The organism is Egicoccus sp. AB-alg2 (genome assembly GCF_041821065.1).
GTDB lineage: Bacteria > Actinomycetota > Nitriliruptoria > Nitriliruptorales > Nitriliruptoraceae > Egicoccus.
Window position 1 is genome coordinate 385,023 of sequence record NZ_JBGUAX010000004.1, and the last position, 13,976, is coordinate 398,998.

At 73.3% G+C, this 13,976-nt stretch carries 16 protein-coding genes; 9 read left to right on the forward strand and 7 right to left on the reverse strand.

Going from position 1 to position 13,976, the window contains the following annotated elements:
* Positions 1 to 116 precede the first annotated feature (116 nt).
* The gene (locus ACERM0_RS09345) at positions 117 to 629 is read left to right on the forward strand and encodes a DinB family protein (protein ID WP_373678307.1); all 513 of its coding nucleotides are present in this window, start codon (positions 117 to 119) and stop codon (positions 627 to 629) included.
* A 44-nt stretch (positions 630 to 673) separates the two neighbouring features.
* Entirely contained in the window at positions 674 to 1,369 is a 696-nt protein-coding gene (locus ACERM0_RS09350; RefSeq protein ID WP_373678308.1) for a class I SAM-dependent methyltransferase, read from the forward strand.
* Positions 1,370 to 1,391: 22 nt separating this feature from the next.
* Here the strand turns inward: ACERM0_RS09350 and ACERM0_RS09355 are convergent, their stop codons facing one another.
* Genes ACERM0_RS09355 through ACERM0_RS09365 form a run of 3 tightly spaced genes read right to left on the reverse strand, consistent with a single transcriptional unit; the run spans position 1,392 to position 3,466 of the window.
* Positions 1,392 to 2,285: a cytochrome c oxidase assembly protein gene (locus ACERM0_RS09355; RefSeq protein ID WP_373678309.1), complete on the reverse strand. Its 894-nt coding sequence runs from the start codon at positions 2,283 to 2,285 to the stop codon at positions 1,392 to 1,394.
* The gene (locus tag ACERM0_RS09360; RefSeq protein ID WP_373678310.1) at positions 2,282 to 2,938 is read right to left on the reverse strand and encodes an SCO family protein; all 657 of its coding nucleotides are present in this window, start codon (positions 2,936 to 2,938) and stop codon (positions 2,282 to 2,284) included. Before ACERM0_RS09360 ends, ACERM0_RS09355 begins: the two co-directional genes overlap by 4 nt.
* 39 nt (positions 2,939 to 2,977) lie before the next feature.
* Complete coding sequence (locus tag ACERM0_RS09365) at positions 2,978 to 3,466, reverse strand: copper chaperone PCu(A)C (RefSeq protein ID WP_373678311.1); 489 nt, start codon at positions 3,464 to 3,466, stop codon at positions 2,978 to 2,980.
* A 166-nt stretch (positions 3,467 to 3,632) separates the two neighbouring features.
* Between ACERM0_RS09365 and ACERM0_RS09370 the strand changes: the two genes are divergently transcribed.
* From ACERM0_RS09370 to ACERM0_RS09385, 4 genes are all read left to right on the forward strand, one after another.
* Positions 3,633 to 3,920: a hypothetical protein gene (locus ACERM0_RS09370; protein ID WP_373678312.1), complete on the forward strand. Its 288-nt coding sequence runs from the start codon at positions 3,633 to 3,635 to the stop codon at positions 3,918 to 3,920.
* Positions 3,921 to 4,022: 102 nt separating this feature from the next.
* Positions 4,023 to 4,385: a hypothetical protein gene (locus tag ACERM0_RS09375; RefSeq protein WP_373678313.1), complete on the forward strand. Its 363-nt coding sequence runs from the start codon at positions 4,023 to 4,025 to the stop codon at positions 4,383 to 4,385.
* On the forward strand, positions 4,382 to 5,341 hold the full coding sequence (locus ACERM0_RS09380) for an ABC transporter ATP-binding protein (RefSeq protein WP_373678314.1): 960 nt from the start codon (positions 4,382 to 4,384) through the stop codon (positions 5,339 to 5,341). Before ACERM0_RS09375 ends, ACERM0_RS09380 begins: the two co-directional genes overlap by 4 nt.
* Entirely contained in the window at positions 5,338 to 6,114 is a 777-nt protein-coding gene (locus tag ACERM0_RS09385; protein WP_373678315.1) for an ABC transporter permease, read from the forward strand. The genes ACERM0_RS09380 and ACERM0_RS09385 overlap by 4 nt, the downstream gene beginning before the upstream one ends.
* Positions 6,115 to 6,374: 260 nt before the next feature.
* On the opposite strand, the gene ACERM0_RS09390 is transcribed toward ACERM0_RS09385, so the two are convergent.
* Both ACERM0_RS09390 and ACERM0_RS09395 read right to left on the reverse strand, forming a co-directional pair.
* A complete protein-coding gene (locus ACERM0_RS09390; RefSeq protein WP_373678316.1) occupies positions 6,375 to 8,048 on the reverse strand; it encodes a 1,4-alpha-glucan branching protein domain-containing protein in 1,674 nt (557 codons plus the stop codon).
* Entirely contained in the window at positions 8,045 to 8,878 is an 834-nt protein-coding gene (locus ACERM0_RS09395; protein ID WP_373678317.1) for a class I SAM-dependent methyltransferase, read from the reverse strand. The genes ACERM0_RS09390 and ACERM0_RS09395 overlap by 4 nt, the downstream gene beginning before the upstream one ends.
* A gap of 202 nt (positions 8,879 to 9,080) precedes the next feature.
* Between ACERM0_RS09395 and ACERM0_RS09400 the strand changes: the two genes are divergently transcribed.
* From ACERM0_RS09400 to ACERM0_RS09410, 3 genes are all read left to right on the forward strand, one after another.
* On the forward strand, positions 9,081 to 9,866 hold the full coding sequence (locus ACERM0_RS09400; RefSeq protein ID WP_373678318.1) for an electron transfer flavoprotein subunit beta: 786 nt from the start codon (positions 9,081 to 9,083) through the stop codon (positions 9,864 to 9,866).
* A gap of 127 nt (positions 9,867 to 9,993) precedes the next feature.
* Positions 9,994 to 10,977 carry an electron transfer flavoprotein subunit alpha/FixB family protein gene (locus tag ACERM0_RS09405; RefSeq protein ID WP_373678319.1) on the forward strand — a complete coding sequence of 328 codons (984 nt, stop codon included), beginning with the start codon at positions 9,994 to 9,996 and terminating at the stop codon, positions 10,975 to 10,977.
* 107 nt (positions 10,978 to 11,084) lie between these two features.
* A complete protein-coding gene (locus ACERM0_RS09410) occupies positions 11,085 to 12,470 on the forward strand; it encodes a hypothetical protein (protein WP_373678320.1) in 1,386 nt (461 codons plus the stop codon).
* A 70-nt stretch (positions 12,471 to 12,540) separates the two neighbouring features.
* Here the strand turns inward: ACERM0_RS09410 and ACERM0_RS09415 are convergent, their stop codons facing one another.
* Entirely contained in the window at positions 12,541 to 12,903 is a 363-nt protein-coding gene (locus ACERM0_RS09415) for a VOC family protein (protein WP_373678321.1), read from the reverse strand.
* Between the two features lie 36 nt (positions 12,904 to 12,939).
* A complete protein-coding gene (locus tag ACERM0_RS09420; protein ID WP_373678322.1) occupies positions 12,940 to 13,911 on the reverse strand; it encodes a DMT family transporter in 972 nt (323 codons plus the stop codon).
* Positions 13,912 to 13,976: the final 65 nt, after the last annotated feature.

The following is a 13,976-nucleotide window of genomic DNA, read 5'->3' on the forward strand; positions in this document are numbered from 1 at the left end:
AACCGCCCGGTACCTCGTGTCGATAGGGGCACCTGACCCGACCTGGGGGTGCTCGCCACACCGCGTGCCCCGAGGTACCACGGGACGTCGCCGGTTCGAGGGCGTACGGTGCCGTCATGGACACGCGCGAACTGCTCACGGACGCCTTCCACCGCATCCCGGAGCTGACCCGGTCCCTCACGGACGGCGCCGGGTCGGAACTCCTGCACTACCGGCCCGATCGCGATGCGAACCCCATCGCCTGGCTGCTCTGGCACGCCGCCCGCGTCCAGGACGACCACGTCGCCGCCCTCGCCGGCCGGGAACAGGTCTGGACCGCCCAGGGCTGGATGGAGCGCTTCGACCTCCCGTTCGATCCCCAGGACATCGGCTACGGCCAGAGCAGCGAAGAGGTCGGCCAGGTCCGCGTCGAGGATCCGTCGCTGGTGGTCGGCTACCAGGACGCGGTCACCGCCATGGTCGACGAGTACCTGGCCACCGTCGACGACCAGGAGCTCGGGCGGGTCGTCGACGACGCGTGGGACCCGCCCGTGACCGCCGGCGTGCGCCTGGTCAGCGTCATCGGCGACGTCATGCAGCACCTCGGACAGGCCGGCTACGTCAGGGGCCTCTACGAGCGGCGAGGATGAAGCGTCGGGGCGCGCGGCCGGCGGCACGAACGATCGGGGCCTTCATGAGTGAGCACGGCGTCCACACCGACGACTCCCGGGCGCACCACCACGACGCGCACGACCTCGACGCACCCGACTGCGAGGCGCACGACTTCGATGCGCGGGCGGCGACGTGGGACGACGACCCGGCCAAGGTCGAACGGGCCCGGGTCGTGGCCGACGCCATCCGTGACGCCGTGCCGTTGACGCCGACCATGCGGCTACTGGACTACGGCGCCGGCACGGGCCTGCTGTCCGAACGGCTCGTCGACGACGTCGGTGCGCTCGTCCTCGCGGATCCGTCTGCCGGCATGCGCGCCGTCGCCGAGGCCAAGGTCGCCAGTGGGGCGCTGCCCGACGCGCAGGTGCTCGACCTCGACCTCGCCCGGGACGCCGCCCCGGCGGGTGAGCGGTTCGACCTCGTCGTCACGATGCTGACCCTGCACCACGTGCCCGACGTTCGCACCGTCCTGGCGCGGTTCGCGCAGCTGCTCGAGCCGCACGGCTGGCTCGCCGTCGCCGACCTGGTCGCCGAGGACGGCTCCTTCCACGGCACCGGCTTCGAGGGCCATCACGGCTTCGACACCGGCGAGCTGAGCGAGTGGCTGCGGGCCGTCGGCTTCGGCCCCGTGACGGTCACGATCTGCCACCAGGTCCGCAAGAACGACCGGGACTATCCGCTGTTCCTCGCCACCTGCCGCCGGGAACCGGCCGGCTGAGCCGCGACCGGCCCCGCGCAGGTCATGGCGCGACGGGGCCGGCGTCCTTCTCGGACTCGACCGCGCGCATGGCCTCCAGCGTGCGCCGCGAGCGTTCGCGGCGGGCGAGGTCGTCGGCGTGCTCCTGCTCCTTGGCCCACCGCATGAACAGCGTGGCGATGATGCCCCACAGCACGAACCCGCCCACCACGTTCATCACGATCCCCGCCGCCTGTTGGTCCTGGATGGCGTCGAACCCGAGCCACAGCGGGGGCGCGAGCTCGTACAGGCCGTACAGCGGCAGCGGGTTGAAGGTCAGGAAGGCGGCGGGCACGAACATCAGCACCGAGCTGGCGAACAGGTAGAAGGCCCGGATCGGCTCGTGGATGGCGTTGCGTTCCGGCTCGCGACGCAGCGCCGGCCACCACCAGATCAGGGCCGCGCCCAGATGCATCACGTCGATGGAGAACGAGCCGAGCTGGCTGGTCTTGAGCGTGTCGACGACCACCGGGATGTGGGTGCCGAACAGCACGACGTTGAAGACGATCAGCGCCACCGGCCAACGGGTGATGGCCGACACGGCCCGTTGCCGCCGCGTCCCCCACGGCAGCCAGCGGTCCAGCAGCCAGGTCGGCAGCCCGGCCAGCAGCAGCGGCGCGGCGACGAACGAGTACACGATGTAGCGGGCGATGCCGAGCGTTGCGAGGTAGCCCACGCCGAGCTGCCCGATCGGCCACTCGGAGACCACGACCAACGCCAGGACGCCGAGGCACCACTTGCGCAAGCGCGCCGGGTCCAGCGGCTGGCCGGCCCGACGGTGGGCCAGCACGTAGCTGCCGACGAACGCCGCCGCCACGACCCACACGCCGATGAACGGGGTGTAGCGCCAGGTCCAGACCTGTCCGGTCGAGGAGCACCACCACGCGACGTTGTTCATGCGTCGGTCTCCCGCGACCACTCCTCGACGATGCCGGGCAGGTCGAACACCCAGTCCGAGCGCCGCGCGCCGAACGGCCACACGCGCTGCGCCTGGCCGTCGGCGTCGAAGCCGATCATCTGCGCCGGGTGCCCGATGAGGTCGCCCTCGCCACGCGGGTCGGGGCCCTCCACCACCGGGCCGGGCAGGTCGAGCTGCCGCAGCGCGTCCTCGACCACCTCGAGGTCGCCGTGCAGGCCGACGAACCGCGTGTCGAAGTTGGCGAGGTAGTCGTCGATGCGTTCGGGGGTGTCGCGCTCCGGATCGACGGAGACGAACAGGACCTGGACCTGTTCGGTGGTGACGCCGACCTCGCGCATGGCGGCCGACAGCACCGCCAGGTGGATCGGACAGATGTCGGGACAGCTCGTGTAGCCGAAGAACAGCAGCGTGGGGGTGCCCTCGGTGGCCTCGCGCAGGTCCACCTCGTCGCCGGACGTGTCCAGCAGGGTCACGTCCGGCATCTCGCGCTCGACCTCCAGCGGCACGCCGCGCCACCCGTCGGGCTGGCGCTGCAGGCCCTGGGCGGAGATGGCGGTCGCGGTGGTCGGCTCGCAGGCGGTGACGAACACGGCCAGGGCGAGGAGGGGGAGCAGCAGGCGTCGCAGGGTCATGACCGCGTGGATTCCTGACCGTCGTCGTGTGGCGGCGGGTCAGCCGTCGGTGCCCGCCTCGTCGCCGGCGTCGTCGAACGCGTCCTCGGCGAGGTCGAGCAGCGGCACCACCTCGACCGGGATCGTCCGGTCGCCGGACCGCTCGAAGTGGAGCGTGAGATCGAAGGTACCGCCCTCGGAGACGGTCGCGTCCGGCACGACGAGCATCAGGTGCAAGCCGCCCGGCCGGAACTGCACGGTCTCGCCGGCGGGGATGTCGACGGTCTGCTGCTGGGTCATCGTCGCCCGGCCGTCGGCCACCTCGGTGAGGTGGACCTCGACGCCGGCGGCGGCCGGCGTGTCGGCGCCCAGCAGCACGTCGTCGCCGCTGCCGTCGTTGCGCACGGACACGACGACCTGCGACGACCCGGCGGCCGGCGGGGCCGCCTGGGCGTCGCCGATGTGCAGGTCGGGGTCGCCGCTGCCACCGCAGGCGACCGCGAGCAGGGCCACCAGCAGCAGGAGCGCGATGCGCAGGTGAGCGTTCACGGCGCGCATGCTCGCACGCCGCTGGTCCGCCACGCAACGCGGGGCCGGGCGGGGGACGCCGCCGACCGCGAGGTCCCGCCGGCCCGGCACGGAGCCTGCCGCCGCCGGTCGTAGACTCCCGCCGCTCGGCCGGTCCGGGCGCGTGTGCCCGACGACGACGTGGACGGTGGCGGTGGAACTCGACGGGACCCTCGGGCTCGTGCTCGGCCTGCTGCTCGTCGCGCTGGGCGCGACCGGCGCGACCGTCACGCAGCGCCGCTTCGAGCAGGAGGGCCGCTCGCAGCGCGCTCCGCTGTGGCTGGTGCCGTTCGGTGTCCTCGTCGGCGCCGGCGCCGCGCTCGTTCGCGGCTGGGACCTCGGCGGCTCCATGCTCGCCGGCGCCATCCTCGTGCCACTCGTCGGGGCGGCCGGCCGGCTGCTGGAGATCCGGCGGCGTCGGCGCCGCGAAGACTGACGCGCCGATACCGAACGGCATGGCGGACGGCGGCGATCGCCTAGGCTCGGCGCGGGGCACTGTGTCGACCAGGTTCGACGCGTCCGCGACCGCCCCGAGGGCATGTCTCCCGACGATCTGCGCGCGCTCCTGGCGCTGTTGACCGACCGCGGCACGGCGGCCTGGGTCCTCGACCGGCCCGGCCGGCCGGCGCCGGAACTCGTGGTCGACCACAGCGGCCTCGACAGCGTCGTGCGCGCACTGGTCGGTCGCGGCTTCACGGCCGACGTGGGCGAGCTCCCGGCCCGGATCGACTGCCGACACCCGCGTCTGGGCGCCGTGACGATCCGACCCTGCACCTTCGACGCGTCCGGGGCCGCCTACGGCTACGACGACGACGGACCGCTGCTGCTGCCGGCGGACGCCTTCGACCCGATCGACCACCCCTTCCGCAGCGTCCGCCCGACCGACGGAGCCGATCGATGACCGCACCGCCCAGCGCCCCACGCCCGGCCTCGCCGCCGCCCGGGCCGCCCGGCACCGCGACCCCGGCGATCGCCGTGCGCGGCTTGAGCAAGACGTACGGCGGGCAGACCGTGGTCGACCGGATCAGCTTCGACGTGCCCGCGGGAGGCGTGGTCGGCTTCCTCGGCCCCAACGGCGCCGGCAAGTCCACCACGATGCGGATGATCATCGGGCTCACCGCGCCCTCGTCCGGCGAGGCGCACATCCTCGGTCGGCCGTTCGCGAAGCTCGCGGACCCGGTCCACACCGTCGGCTCCATCGTCGATGGTGTCGGTCACCACCCCGGTCGGCGCGCCATCGAGGAGCTGCGGGTCAACGCCCGCGCCGTCGGGATCCCGTTCGACCGCTGCGAGGAGGTCCTGCACCTGGTCGGGCTCGAACAGGCCGCCCACAAGAAGGTCGGGGCGTTCAGCCTGGGGATGCGGCAACGGCTCGGGATCGCGCTGGCGATGCTGGGCGATCCGCAGGTGCTGCTCCTCGACGAGCCCGCCAACGGCCTGGACCCGCAGGGCATCCTCTGGGTGCGCCAGTTCCTGCGCCAGCTGGCCGACGAGGGCCGCTCGGTGCTGGTGTCCTCGCACCTCATCAACGAGGTGGCTCGCCTGGCCGACGACGTCATCGTGATCCGCCAGGGCCGGATCGTGACCGAGGCATCGGTCGCCGAGCTGACGGCGGTCTCCGGCGGTGCGGCCGTCGCGGTCACCAGCCGCGACGACCGGCGGCTGCAGGAGGTCCTGACCGCCCAGGGTGCCGAGGTCGTCGGCGGCGCAACGGGCCTGACCGTGCGCAACCTCGACGCGGTGCAGGTCGGCGACGCCGCCCTGGCGGCCGGCATCGCCCTGCGTGAGTTGCGGCCGATCACGGCCGAACTCGAGGACGTCTTCATGGAACTCACGGCCGGAGGAGAGATCGCATGAGCGCCGCCATCAGCGCCGTCCACCTGCTCGCCTCCGAGACCCGCAAGCTGCGGACGGTCGCCACGACCTGGGTCCTGACCGCCATCGGGTGGGGGTTGGTCGTGCTCAGCGCCCTGCTCCCGTACCTGATCCCGGCCATGGGCTCGCCGTTCACCGGGTCGGCCGAGCAGGTCGCCAGCACCATCGACGCGATCGGCGCCAACTCGATCATCGTCATGATCGTCGGCATCCTCGTCGTCACCACCGAGTTCCGTCACGGCACCATCGGGCGGACCCTCCAGCTGGTGCCCTCGCGCATGCGGGTACTGGGTGCCAAGCTTGCCGCGGGGATCGTCTACAGCCTCGCGTTCGTGCTCACCAGCCTGGTGATCGTCACGGTGATCCTGTTCGCGATGTCGATCGCCGGCGATGCCCCGTTGCACTGGGGGGCACCGGTCGGGACCGCACTGTGGCAGGCGTTCGCCGGGCTCGCGCTGACGTCCGTCCTCGGCGTCGCGGTCGGGGCGCTGATCCGCAGCCAGGTGATCGCGATCACGGTGTCGCTGATCTGGATCTTCGTGGTCGAGCAGCTGGTGTTCGGGCTGCGACCCAGCGCCGGGCAGTGGCTGCCCTTCCAGGCGCTCAACTCCGTGTTCCTGACCGCCGAGACGCGGGCCCAGATGCCCCCGAACGCGCAGTTCCTCGAGCCGGGTGTGGCCCTGGCCGCCTTCCTCGGCTACGTGGTCGTCTTCACGGTCGTCGCTGCGGTCCTCATGCGCGCGCGCGACGTGTGATCGTGCTCGTCGCGGGCGACCTCCGGCCGACCGTCGTGCGGCGGCGGCCCGCCGCACGCGGGACGTAGGCTGGAGATCGACGTCCGAGGAGGGGAGCCGCATGGGTGACCCGGCGTGCTGGAGTGGCCTGGTCTGCGAGGACTGCGGCCGGGTCGTCGAGGTGCCCGAGGACCACGCCGGCTGTGCGACCGCGCCATCCGGCGAGGACGCGGGCGCCCCGGTCGTGCGCTTCGACGGGGACGCGCGGCCCGTCGATGCCGTCACCCGGCCGCGGCCGGAGCGGTGCTCGGATCCAGGGCGGCCAGGAACGCGCTGACGTCGCGAGGTGCGTCGTCGACGGCCGCGAGGCGGGTGACCTCCGGTACGTCGTCGCGGCCCTCCTCGATCAGCCGGCACAGGTTGGCCAGCGCGTCGGCATGCCCGCGGACGCGTTCCTCGGCGTAGCCGGCCGCGTTCCCGCGCAACACCATGTAGGGCCAGTCGGAGGTCATCAGCAGCGCGAGCTCCCGGGCGACCTGCTCGCGGGCCTCGGGCCGGCCGCGTCCACCGGCCAGTGCCGCGCGGGCCGTGGCGATCGCCTCGTCGATCGCCTGCCACATCGGCCGGGTCGTGTCGGCGACCCAGCTGGCGTGGCTCTTCGCATGGCCCCACGACGACTCGGGCAGCCGCAGTCGGCGCGTCGGCGGGTGGCGCTCGCGACGTGACGCCAGCGTCGTCGTCCGCAATTCCGGGTCGGTGGCGACCCGGCGCAGCACCGCCTCCAGCCAGGCGGGCCCCTCGAACCACCAGTGGCCGAACAACTCGGTGTCGTAGGCACAGACGACGACACCGCCGGGACGGTCCGCCAGCGTCCGGCGGAGCTCGCCGTGGAAGTGTTGCGCGTGCGCCTCGACCCGCTCGGCGGCCGCGGCCGGGACGTACGGCTGCTTCGCGTCCGGGGGCAGCGAACGGTCGGTGACCCGCCACGACGGGTGCGTGCCGAACGTGCCGTGCGCGAAGTAGTCGCGGTACCAGACGTCGGCGGGATAGCCGGCGGCGGCCGACCACACGTGGCAGCCGACGTTGAGGTCGCGGGCGAAGGCCGCGACCTCGCCATCGCCGATCAGGACCCCCTCGTGCAGCGCAGGCAGGTCGGCGTACTCGCCGGATGCGAGCACCTCGTTGGCGGTCCAGTCGCGCCCGGGCCGGCCCTCCCCGGCCCACAGCGTGGCCGTGTCGATCAGCACGTGGTCGATGCCGTGGGCGGCGTAGTGCTCCTCGAGGCCGGGAAGCGCCGGTCCCCGCGGCGGCAGGGTCGGGGTGCCGTACCGGTCGACGCGCACCGGTGCGGCGGTGGGGTCGCCGACCGGGCCGCGGGGGCGGTAGCCCATCTCCGGGACCCACAGGCCACGGCTGGGGGCCGGTGCCCAGCCGGCGTGGTCGCCCAGCCCGCTGGCGAGCTGGGCGTCGATCAGCGTCGGGTCCGCGACCAGCGGCAGGTACGGGTGGGTGGCGGGCCCGCCCAGCAGCTGCACCACCCCGCGGGCCGCGAGGTCGGCCCACACCGCGGTCAGCCCGCCGCGTGCCTCGACGTCCTGGTGGTAGGCGAGCAGGTCCGCGAAGTGACGCCAGTAGAACGTGGCGAGTTCGACCACCTCGGGGCCCATGTCCGTGTGCCAGCGCTGCTCCTCGCTGCGCCACATCTGCCCGCCCAGCCACGTGCCGAGGTCACGGGCGAGCCGCGGGTCGCGGACCTGGTGGGCGGCCAGCGGGGTCACGCCGAGCGTGAGGACGTCGCGGTGGCCGTCGTCGGCCAGGCGCTCCAGCATGCGGGTCACCGGGAGCCAGGAGCCCGCCCAGGCCTGGAACAGCCACTCCTCGCCGACCGGCCAGACGCCGTGGCCCTTGAGGTGGGGGAGGTGAGTGTGCAGGACGAGGGCGAACTCGCCGCTCACGCGGGCACCCGGCACACGGCGACGAGGTCCAAGCTGGCGTCGAGGTCGGTGTCGCGTACCTCGAAGTCCGCCGGCGCGACCGCGTGCACCGTGCGGCGCAGCCAGCCCGGCCACCGCCCGGGTTCGCGAGCCGCCAGCAGCTCCGGCAGCGGGCATGCGGCCGCGGCCTCGACGCCGGCCAGCCACCGTCCGTGGTGGACGCCGAGCATCCGTTCCATCACGAGTCCGGCGTCGGTCAGCTCGTCGGCCAGCTCGGCGGCGGTGAACTCGCGGGTGTGGAACGGGTTGACCGGCACGTCGCTGCCAGGCGTGAAGGTCAGCCGGTTCGGCGTCGCGATTACGACCGTGCCGTCCGGACGTGTCACCCGTCGCAGCGAGCGCAGGTAGCCCGGGATGTCGTAGAGGTGCTCGATGACCTGGAACGACACGGTCAGGTCGACCGCGTCGTCGGCCAGGGGCAGGGCCATCAGTTCGGCGGCGTGGACCTCGACGGCCGGGTGCTCGGCTGCGTGGGTGGCGGCGACGTGGGCGACCACCGTCGGGTCCAGGTCGACGCCGACGACCCGGTGGGCGCCGGCCGCGGCCAGCATGCTCAGCCCGTAGCCCTCGCCGCAGCCGGCGTCGAGCACGACCGGCGCGCACCCGCGGGCGACCAGGTCAACGGCGAGGTCGTAGGCCACGACGTGCCGCTGGAACCAGTAGTTCTCGTCCGGGATGCCCGGCAGGGTCCGCTCACCGGTGAGCACCAGGCCGCCGGAGGCGTCCGAGATCGCCGCCGTGCCCGGAGGGACGGGGGCGGGCGGGGCAGGGTGCCGATGCGCGCGAGCCATGTCGGCGAGCCTACGGTGGGCCCGGGTCCGCTCCGGCATCGGTCCTCGCGCCGCGGCGGCGGCACGACGGGCCCCCGAACCGACGGGCTCGGCGATTTGACTTTGAGCGTCCGCTCCAATTCGATCGCTCGCGAGAGATCACCTGGCAGCACCGCGCCGCCATGTTCGGTGGTGCGCCGGACCACGAGAGGGAAGCGCGTAGATGAAGGTCATCGTCCCGGTCAAGCGCGTGCCGGACACGGCAGGCGAGAAGAACATCGACCCGAACGACAAGACCGTGGATCGGGACGGGATCGAGTCGGTCCTGTGCCCGATCAACGAGTTCTCGATCGAGGAGGCGGTGCGGCTCAAGGAGTCGGCGGGTGCCGAGGTGAAGGTCCTGCTGATGGGGCCGGAGTCGGCGCAGCCGATCGTGCGAAAGGCACTGTCGTACGGGCTGGACGGCGCGGTGCAGATCACCGATGACGCGCTGGCCGGCTCGGACGCGATCGGCACCGCGAAGGCGATCGCGGCGGCGCTGCAGAACGAGGAGTTCGACCTGGTGATCTTCGGCAACCAGGCCACCGACGCGCGCACCTGCGTGGTCCCGGCCGCGGTCGCGGAGATCCTCGGGCTGCCCTCGCTGACCTACGCCCGCCACCTCGAGGTCGACGGCGACAAGGTCGTCGTGCACCGCGAGCACGAGGAGGGCTACGACGTGGTGGAGTCGACGCTGCCGGCCGTCGTGTCGGTTGTGGAGGCGATCAACGAGCCGCGCTACCCGTCGTTCAAGGGGATCATGGCCGCCAAGTCCAAGCCGCTGGAGGTCAAGTCGGCGGCCGACATCGGGCTGGACACGTCCGAGGTCGGACAGGCCAACGCCTGGGCGGTGTTGACCGAGTTCGAGCAGCGGCCCCCGAAGGAGGCCGGGACGATCGTCGAGGACGACGGCTCCGGGTCCGCGGCGACGCAGCTGGCCGACTGGATGCAGGCCAAGAAGTTCGTCTGATCCGGGTTGCGGCCGCTTCCGCAGCGACGGAGTGGGTCCACGAGCTCGGGTGGGCCCGAACGGTCAGCGGCCGCGCGACATGCCCGGTGAAGATCGGGCGGCAACGTCAGAGAGGGAAGAGACTTCCATGGGTGAGCTGCTCGTACTGATCGACCATTCCGAGGGCCAGCCGCGCAAGCTGTCCCTGCAGATGCTCACGGCCGCCAACCAGGTCGCGGCCCAGACCGGCGACACCGTCTCGGCGGTGTGGCTGGGCGAGGGTGCCAGCGCCGGGGCCGAGGTCGTGGGCCGCTACGGCGCGACCAAGCTGTACGCCTGGGACTCGCCGGACGCGCTCGGCTACGTCACGCTGCCGCAGGTCGAAGCCCTGCAGCAGGTGATGGAGAGCGCCGGTGCGCAGATCCTGTTCTTCGCGTCGACGAACCTGGTCAAGGACGTCGCCGCGCGGCTGGCCATCCGCGTCGACGGTGGCGTGATCACCGACGCCACCAACGTCGAGGTGGTGGACGGCAAGATCCAGGCCACCAAGGAGATCTTCGGTGGCGAGCTGATCACGAAGTGCACCTTCGCGGACGGCAAGAAGCAGCTGGTCGGGATCTCCAACAACGCGTTCCCGGCCGAGGAGACCGGTGGCGGTGCGGCCGAGGTCGTGAACCTCGACGTGTCGCTGTCGGACACGGCGACCGCGGCGCGGGTCACCAGCGTGGAGAAGCAGGTCACGGCGGACCGGCCCGACATCGCCGAGGCCGCGATCGTGGTGTCCGGTGGGCGTGGGCTGGGCGACGAGAAGGGCTTCGAGCTGCTCGAGCAGCTCGCGGACCTGATGGGCGCCGGGGTCGGCGCGTCGCGCGCCGCGACCGACGCGGGCTGGTACCCGCACCGCTACCAGATCGGCCAGACCGGCCGGACCGTGTCGCCGATGCTCTACATCGGGTCGGGCATCTCCGGTGCCATCCAGCACCGGGCCGGGATGCAGACCTCCCAGAACATCGTCGCGATCAACAAGGACGCCGAGGCGCCGATCTTCCAGATCGCGGACTTCGGCATCGTCGGCGACCTCTACACCATCGTGCCCAAGCTGATCGAGGAGATCCAGGCACGCAAGGGCTGACGAACGTTCTGCTGGTCCCTGTCGGCGGGCGCCTCCGTGCAACGCGGGGGCGCCCGCCTCGTTGTGTCACCTGACCGCCGCGCTCGCTCGGACGGCAGGAGGTGGCGATGACCTGGGATCGACGCGACGACGCCGAACAGCGACGGGTGCTCGAGCGGACGTTGGGGGACTGGCTGCCGCTGACGCTCGCCGCCACGCCGTTCTGGCGCGCGGCCGCGGACCAGCTCGGTCTGGCCGCACCGGAGGCCCGCGACCTGGCCGCCCTGGCCCGCTTGCCGGCCGTCCGTGAACTCGACCTGGTGGCCGACGATCCGGCCGGGGCGGGGGCGGTGCTCGCGCCCACCGAGGACCAGGTGAAGGCGCATGCGCCCGCGTCGTCACTGCGCGAGATGGCCGTGGCGCTGCGCGGCCGCGGCGCCGACGGTGGCCGTCAGGTGCTGCGCCAGACCTACCGTCCGTTGCACCTGCAGACGGCCGGGGCGCACGGCAGCTTCCTGGTGGCGTCGTCCCGCAGCGATCTCGACCGCATGCACCGGGCCGGAGCGCGCGCGGCCGCGGTCGCCGGCCTGCGAGACGACGACGTGCTGGTCTCGGCGCTGCGGTGCGGGCCGACGGGCGCCCACGTCGGCGTGACCCACCTCGCCATGGGCGCGGGCCTCACGGCCGCGCACCCGCGGACCGGCGACGCACTCGACGAGGTGGTCCGCGCGGTGGGCGTGCTGTCGCCCAGCGTGTTGGTGGTGGCCGTCGAGGAGGCGACCGCCCTGGCCGAGGAACTGCGTGCGGCCCGCGTGCCAACATCGTCGCTACGGCGCGTGCTGGTGTACGGCCCACCACCGGACGAGGCGGGACGCGAGGCGATCGTCGGCGCGTTCGCGGTCGGTGGCGCCAGCGTCGCCGTGCGCGCGATCTGGGCGCCGTCCGAGGCGCGGGCGCTGTGGGCCGAGTGCGCCCCCGGCTCCGGTCTGCACACCTACCCGGACCTGGCGTACCTCGAGGTGGTCGACCCGCTCACGGGCGCCCCGACGGACGGTGACGGCGACCTGGTCCTGACCAGCGTCGGCTGGCACGGCACGGTGCTGCTGCGCTACCGCACCGGGGCCTGGGTCGACGCGCCCGCGACCGAACCCTGCCCCCAGTGCGGCCGTACGGTGCCACGACTGGTGGGGCAGGTCGACCCGAGCGCCTGGCAGCTCGCGTACGCCGCCGCGAACGGGCCGCGGGTCGTCGACCTTCGAGGGGTCGCCACCGCACTGGAGCGGGCGCCCGGGATCGCGGCCTGGCGTGCGGAGCTCCACCCGCCGGCCGACGACACCGGCGTCGACCGGCTCCGTGTCGTGCTGGCCGGCGAGCCGGCCGCCGACGTCGCGGTCCTGGCGGACCGGGTCGGGGCGGCCTGCGGCATGCCGACCGAGGTCGGCGTGGCCGCTACCGCCGCCGCGGTCGCCGCCGAGGTCGACCGCGTCGGCGGGGTGTTCGCGGACCTGCGGTGAGGGGCGAGACCGCATCGGCACGACATGGCCCGCCCGATGCGGCCCGCCGGATGCGGCCCGCCCGATGCGGTCAGCCGTCGGTGGGCTGGAGGAACTCGAGTCGGTTGCCGAAGCAGTCGTCGACGTAGAAGCGCCGATGGCCGGGGAGCAGGCCGTCGGGTCGCGCCTCGATGCCGGCGGCGGTCAATCGGGCCCGCACGGTGTCGAGGTCGTCGACCTGGATGCCGGGATGCGCCTTGCGTGCCGGCGCGAACGGGTCCTCGACACCGAGGTGGACCTCCAGTGCACCGCCGCGGAACCACGCGCCGCCACGCGCCGCCAGCTCCGGCGGCTTGGCGACCTCCTGGAGCCCGAGCACGTCGCCGTAGAAGGCCCGGGCGCGATCCTCCTGGCCGGCGGGCATGGCGAGCTGGACGTGGTGCAGGGCGTACATCGGCTCTCGATCGTCGCGGCGGGGCCTCCGAGCATGTCAGAGGGCATGGCCTGGTTCCAGCGTCGTCTCGGGTGCCGCGGGGGCGCGCGTCGCCTCGGTGCGGCGGACGACGACGATGCCGGTGATGATGCAGATGCCGCCGACGACCTGGGAGGGCCCCGGGACCTGGGCGAGCAGCGCCCACGCGACCAGGGCCGCGAACAGCACCTCGGTGAGTGCCACGAACGAGGCGGATCGCGTGCCGAGGCGCCGGACCGCGCCGATGCCGGTGAGGTAGGCGATGCTGGTGGAGACCAGCACCAGCCACAGCGCCGGCAGCAGCCAGGTGGTGGCGTTTCCGGCGAGGGTGACGTCGGCGGCCGCGAAGCCCAGCGGCACGATGCCGAGCAGGCCGGTCAGCGCGATGACTCCCGCCCCGATGGCGGTGCCGCCGGCGGCCATGACGATCGGCGGCAGGTCGTCGTGCTGCCGCTCGGAGAGCACGAAGAACGCGGCGAGGCAGACCGCCGCGAGCAGCCCCCACGCCACGCCGGCGGGGTCGACGCCGCCCGCGCCGGCGAGGTCGAGGACGAACCCGAGCCCGACCATGGTCAGGGCGGCCCCGATCAGGGTCGGGGCCGGCGGCCGGCGGCGGGTGCGGGCGGCGGTCCACAGCACCAGCAGCACCGGGGCCGTGAACTCCAGCAGGAGGGCGACGCCCACGTCGAGCGTGCGGACGGCGTTGAAGAACGACAGCTGTGCGCCCGCCATGGCCACGACGCCGTAGGCGACGAGCGTGCGCAGCGAGGCCGACGACAGCCGCAGTCGGCCGCGCTGCAGGATCGCAGCGACCACGCCGAGCACGATCGCGGAGCCACCCAGGCGCACCAGCACGGCGGCGCCGGCCGTCCACCCCGTGTCGATCAGCGCCTTGGCCATCGGGCCGGACGAGCCGAAGGTGAACGCCGACACCAGCGCCATCGGCAGACCGAACCGCGTCGTGCGGGCAGGGGCGTCGAGGCTCGTCATGGGCGTCTCGCGGTGGACGCGTCCACCGCGGTGGACGTCAGGAGTGTTCCGGCAGTACGGTCGTG

Bases quoted from the DNA above. Each gene is read 5' to 3' on its own strand.
- ACERM0_RS09345 (WP_373678307.1), top strand. From the start codon at position 117: ATGGACACGCGCGAACTGCTCACGGACGCCTTCCACCGCATCCCGGAG.
- ACERM0_RS09350 (WP_373678308.1), top strand. From the start codon at position 674: ATGAGTGAGCACGGCGTCCACACCGACGACTCCCGGGCGCACCACCAC.
- ACERM0_RS09355 (WP_373678309.1), bottom strand. From the start codon at position 2,285: ATGAACAACGTCGCGTGGTGGTGCTCCTCGACCGGACAGGTCTGGACC.
- ACERM0_RS09360 (WP_373678310.1), bottom strand. From the start codon at position 2,938: ATGACCCTGCGACGCCTGCTGCTCCCCCTCCTCGCCCTGGCCGTGTTC.
- ACERM0_RS09375 (WP_373678313.1), top strand. From the start codon at position 4,023: ATGTCTCCCGACGATCTGCGCGCGCTCCTGGCGCTGTTGACCGACCGC.
- ACERM0_RS09380 (WP_373678314.1), top strand. From the start codon at position 4,382: ATGACCGCACCGCCCAGCGCCCCACGCCCGGCCTCGCCGCCGCCCGGG.
- ACERM0_RS09385 (WP_373678315.1), top strand. From the start codon at position 5,338: ATGAGCGCCGCCATCAGCGCCGTCCACCTGCTCGCCTCCGAGACCCGC.
- ACERM0_RS09395 (WP_373678317.1), bottom strand. From the start codon at position 8,878: ATGGCTCGCGCGCATCGGCACCCTGCCCCGCCCGCCCCCGTCCCTCCG.
- ACERM0_RS09400 (WP_373678318.1), top strand. From the start codon at position 9,081: ATGAAGGTCATCGTCCCGGTCAAGCGCGTGCCGGACACGGCAGGCGAG.
- ACERM0_RS09405 (WP_373678319.1), top strand. From the start codon at position 9,994: ATGGGTGAGCTGCTCGTACTGATCGACCATTCCGAGGGCCAGCCGCGC.
- ACERM0_RS09410 (WP_373678320.1), top strand. From the start codon at position 11,085: ATGACCTGGGATCGACGCGACGACGCCGAACAGCGACGGGTGCTCGAG.
- ACERM0_RS09415 (WP_373678321.1), bottom strand. From the start codon at position 12,903: ATGTACGCCCTGCACCACGTCCAGCTCGCCATGCCCGCCGGCCAGGAG.
- ACERM0_RS09420 (WP_373678322.1), bottom strand. From the start codon at position 13,911: ATGACGAGCCTCGACGCCCCTGCCCGCACGACGCGGTTCGGTCTGCCG.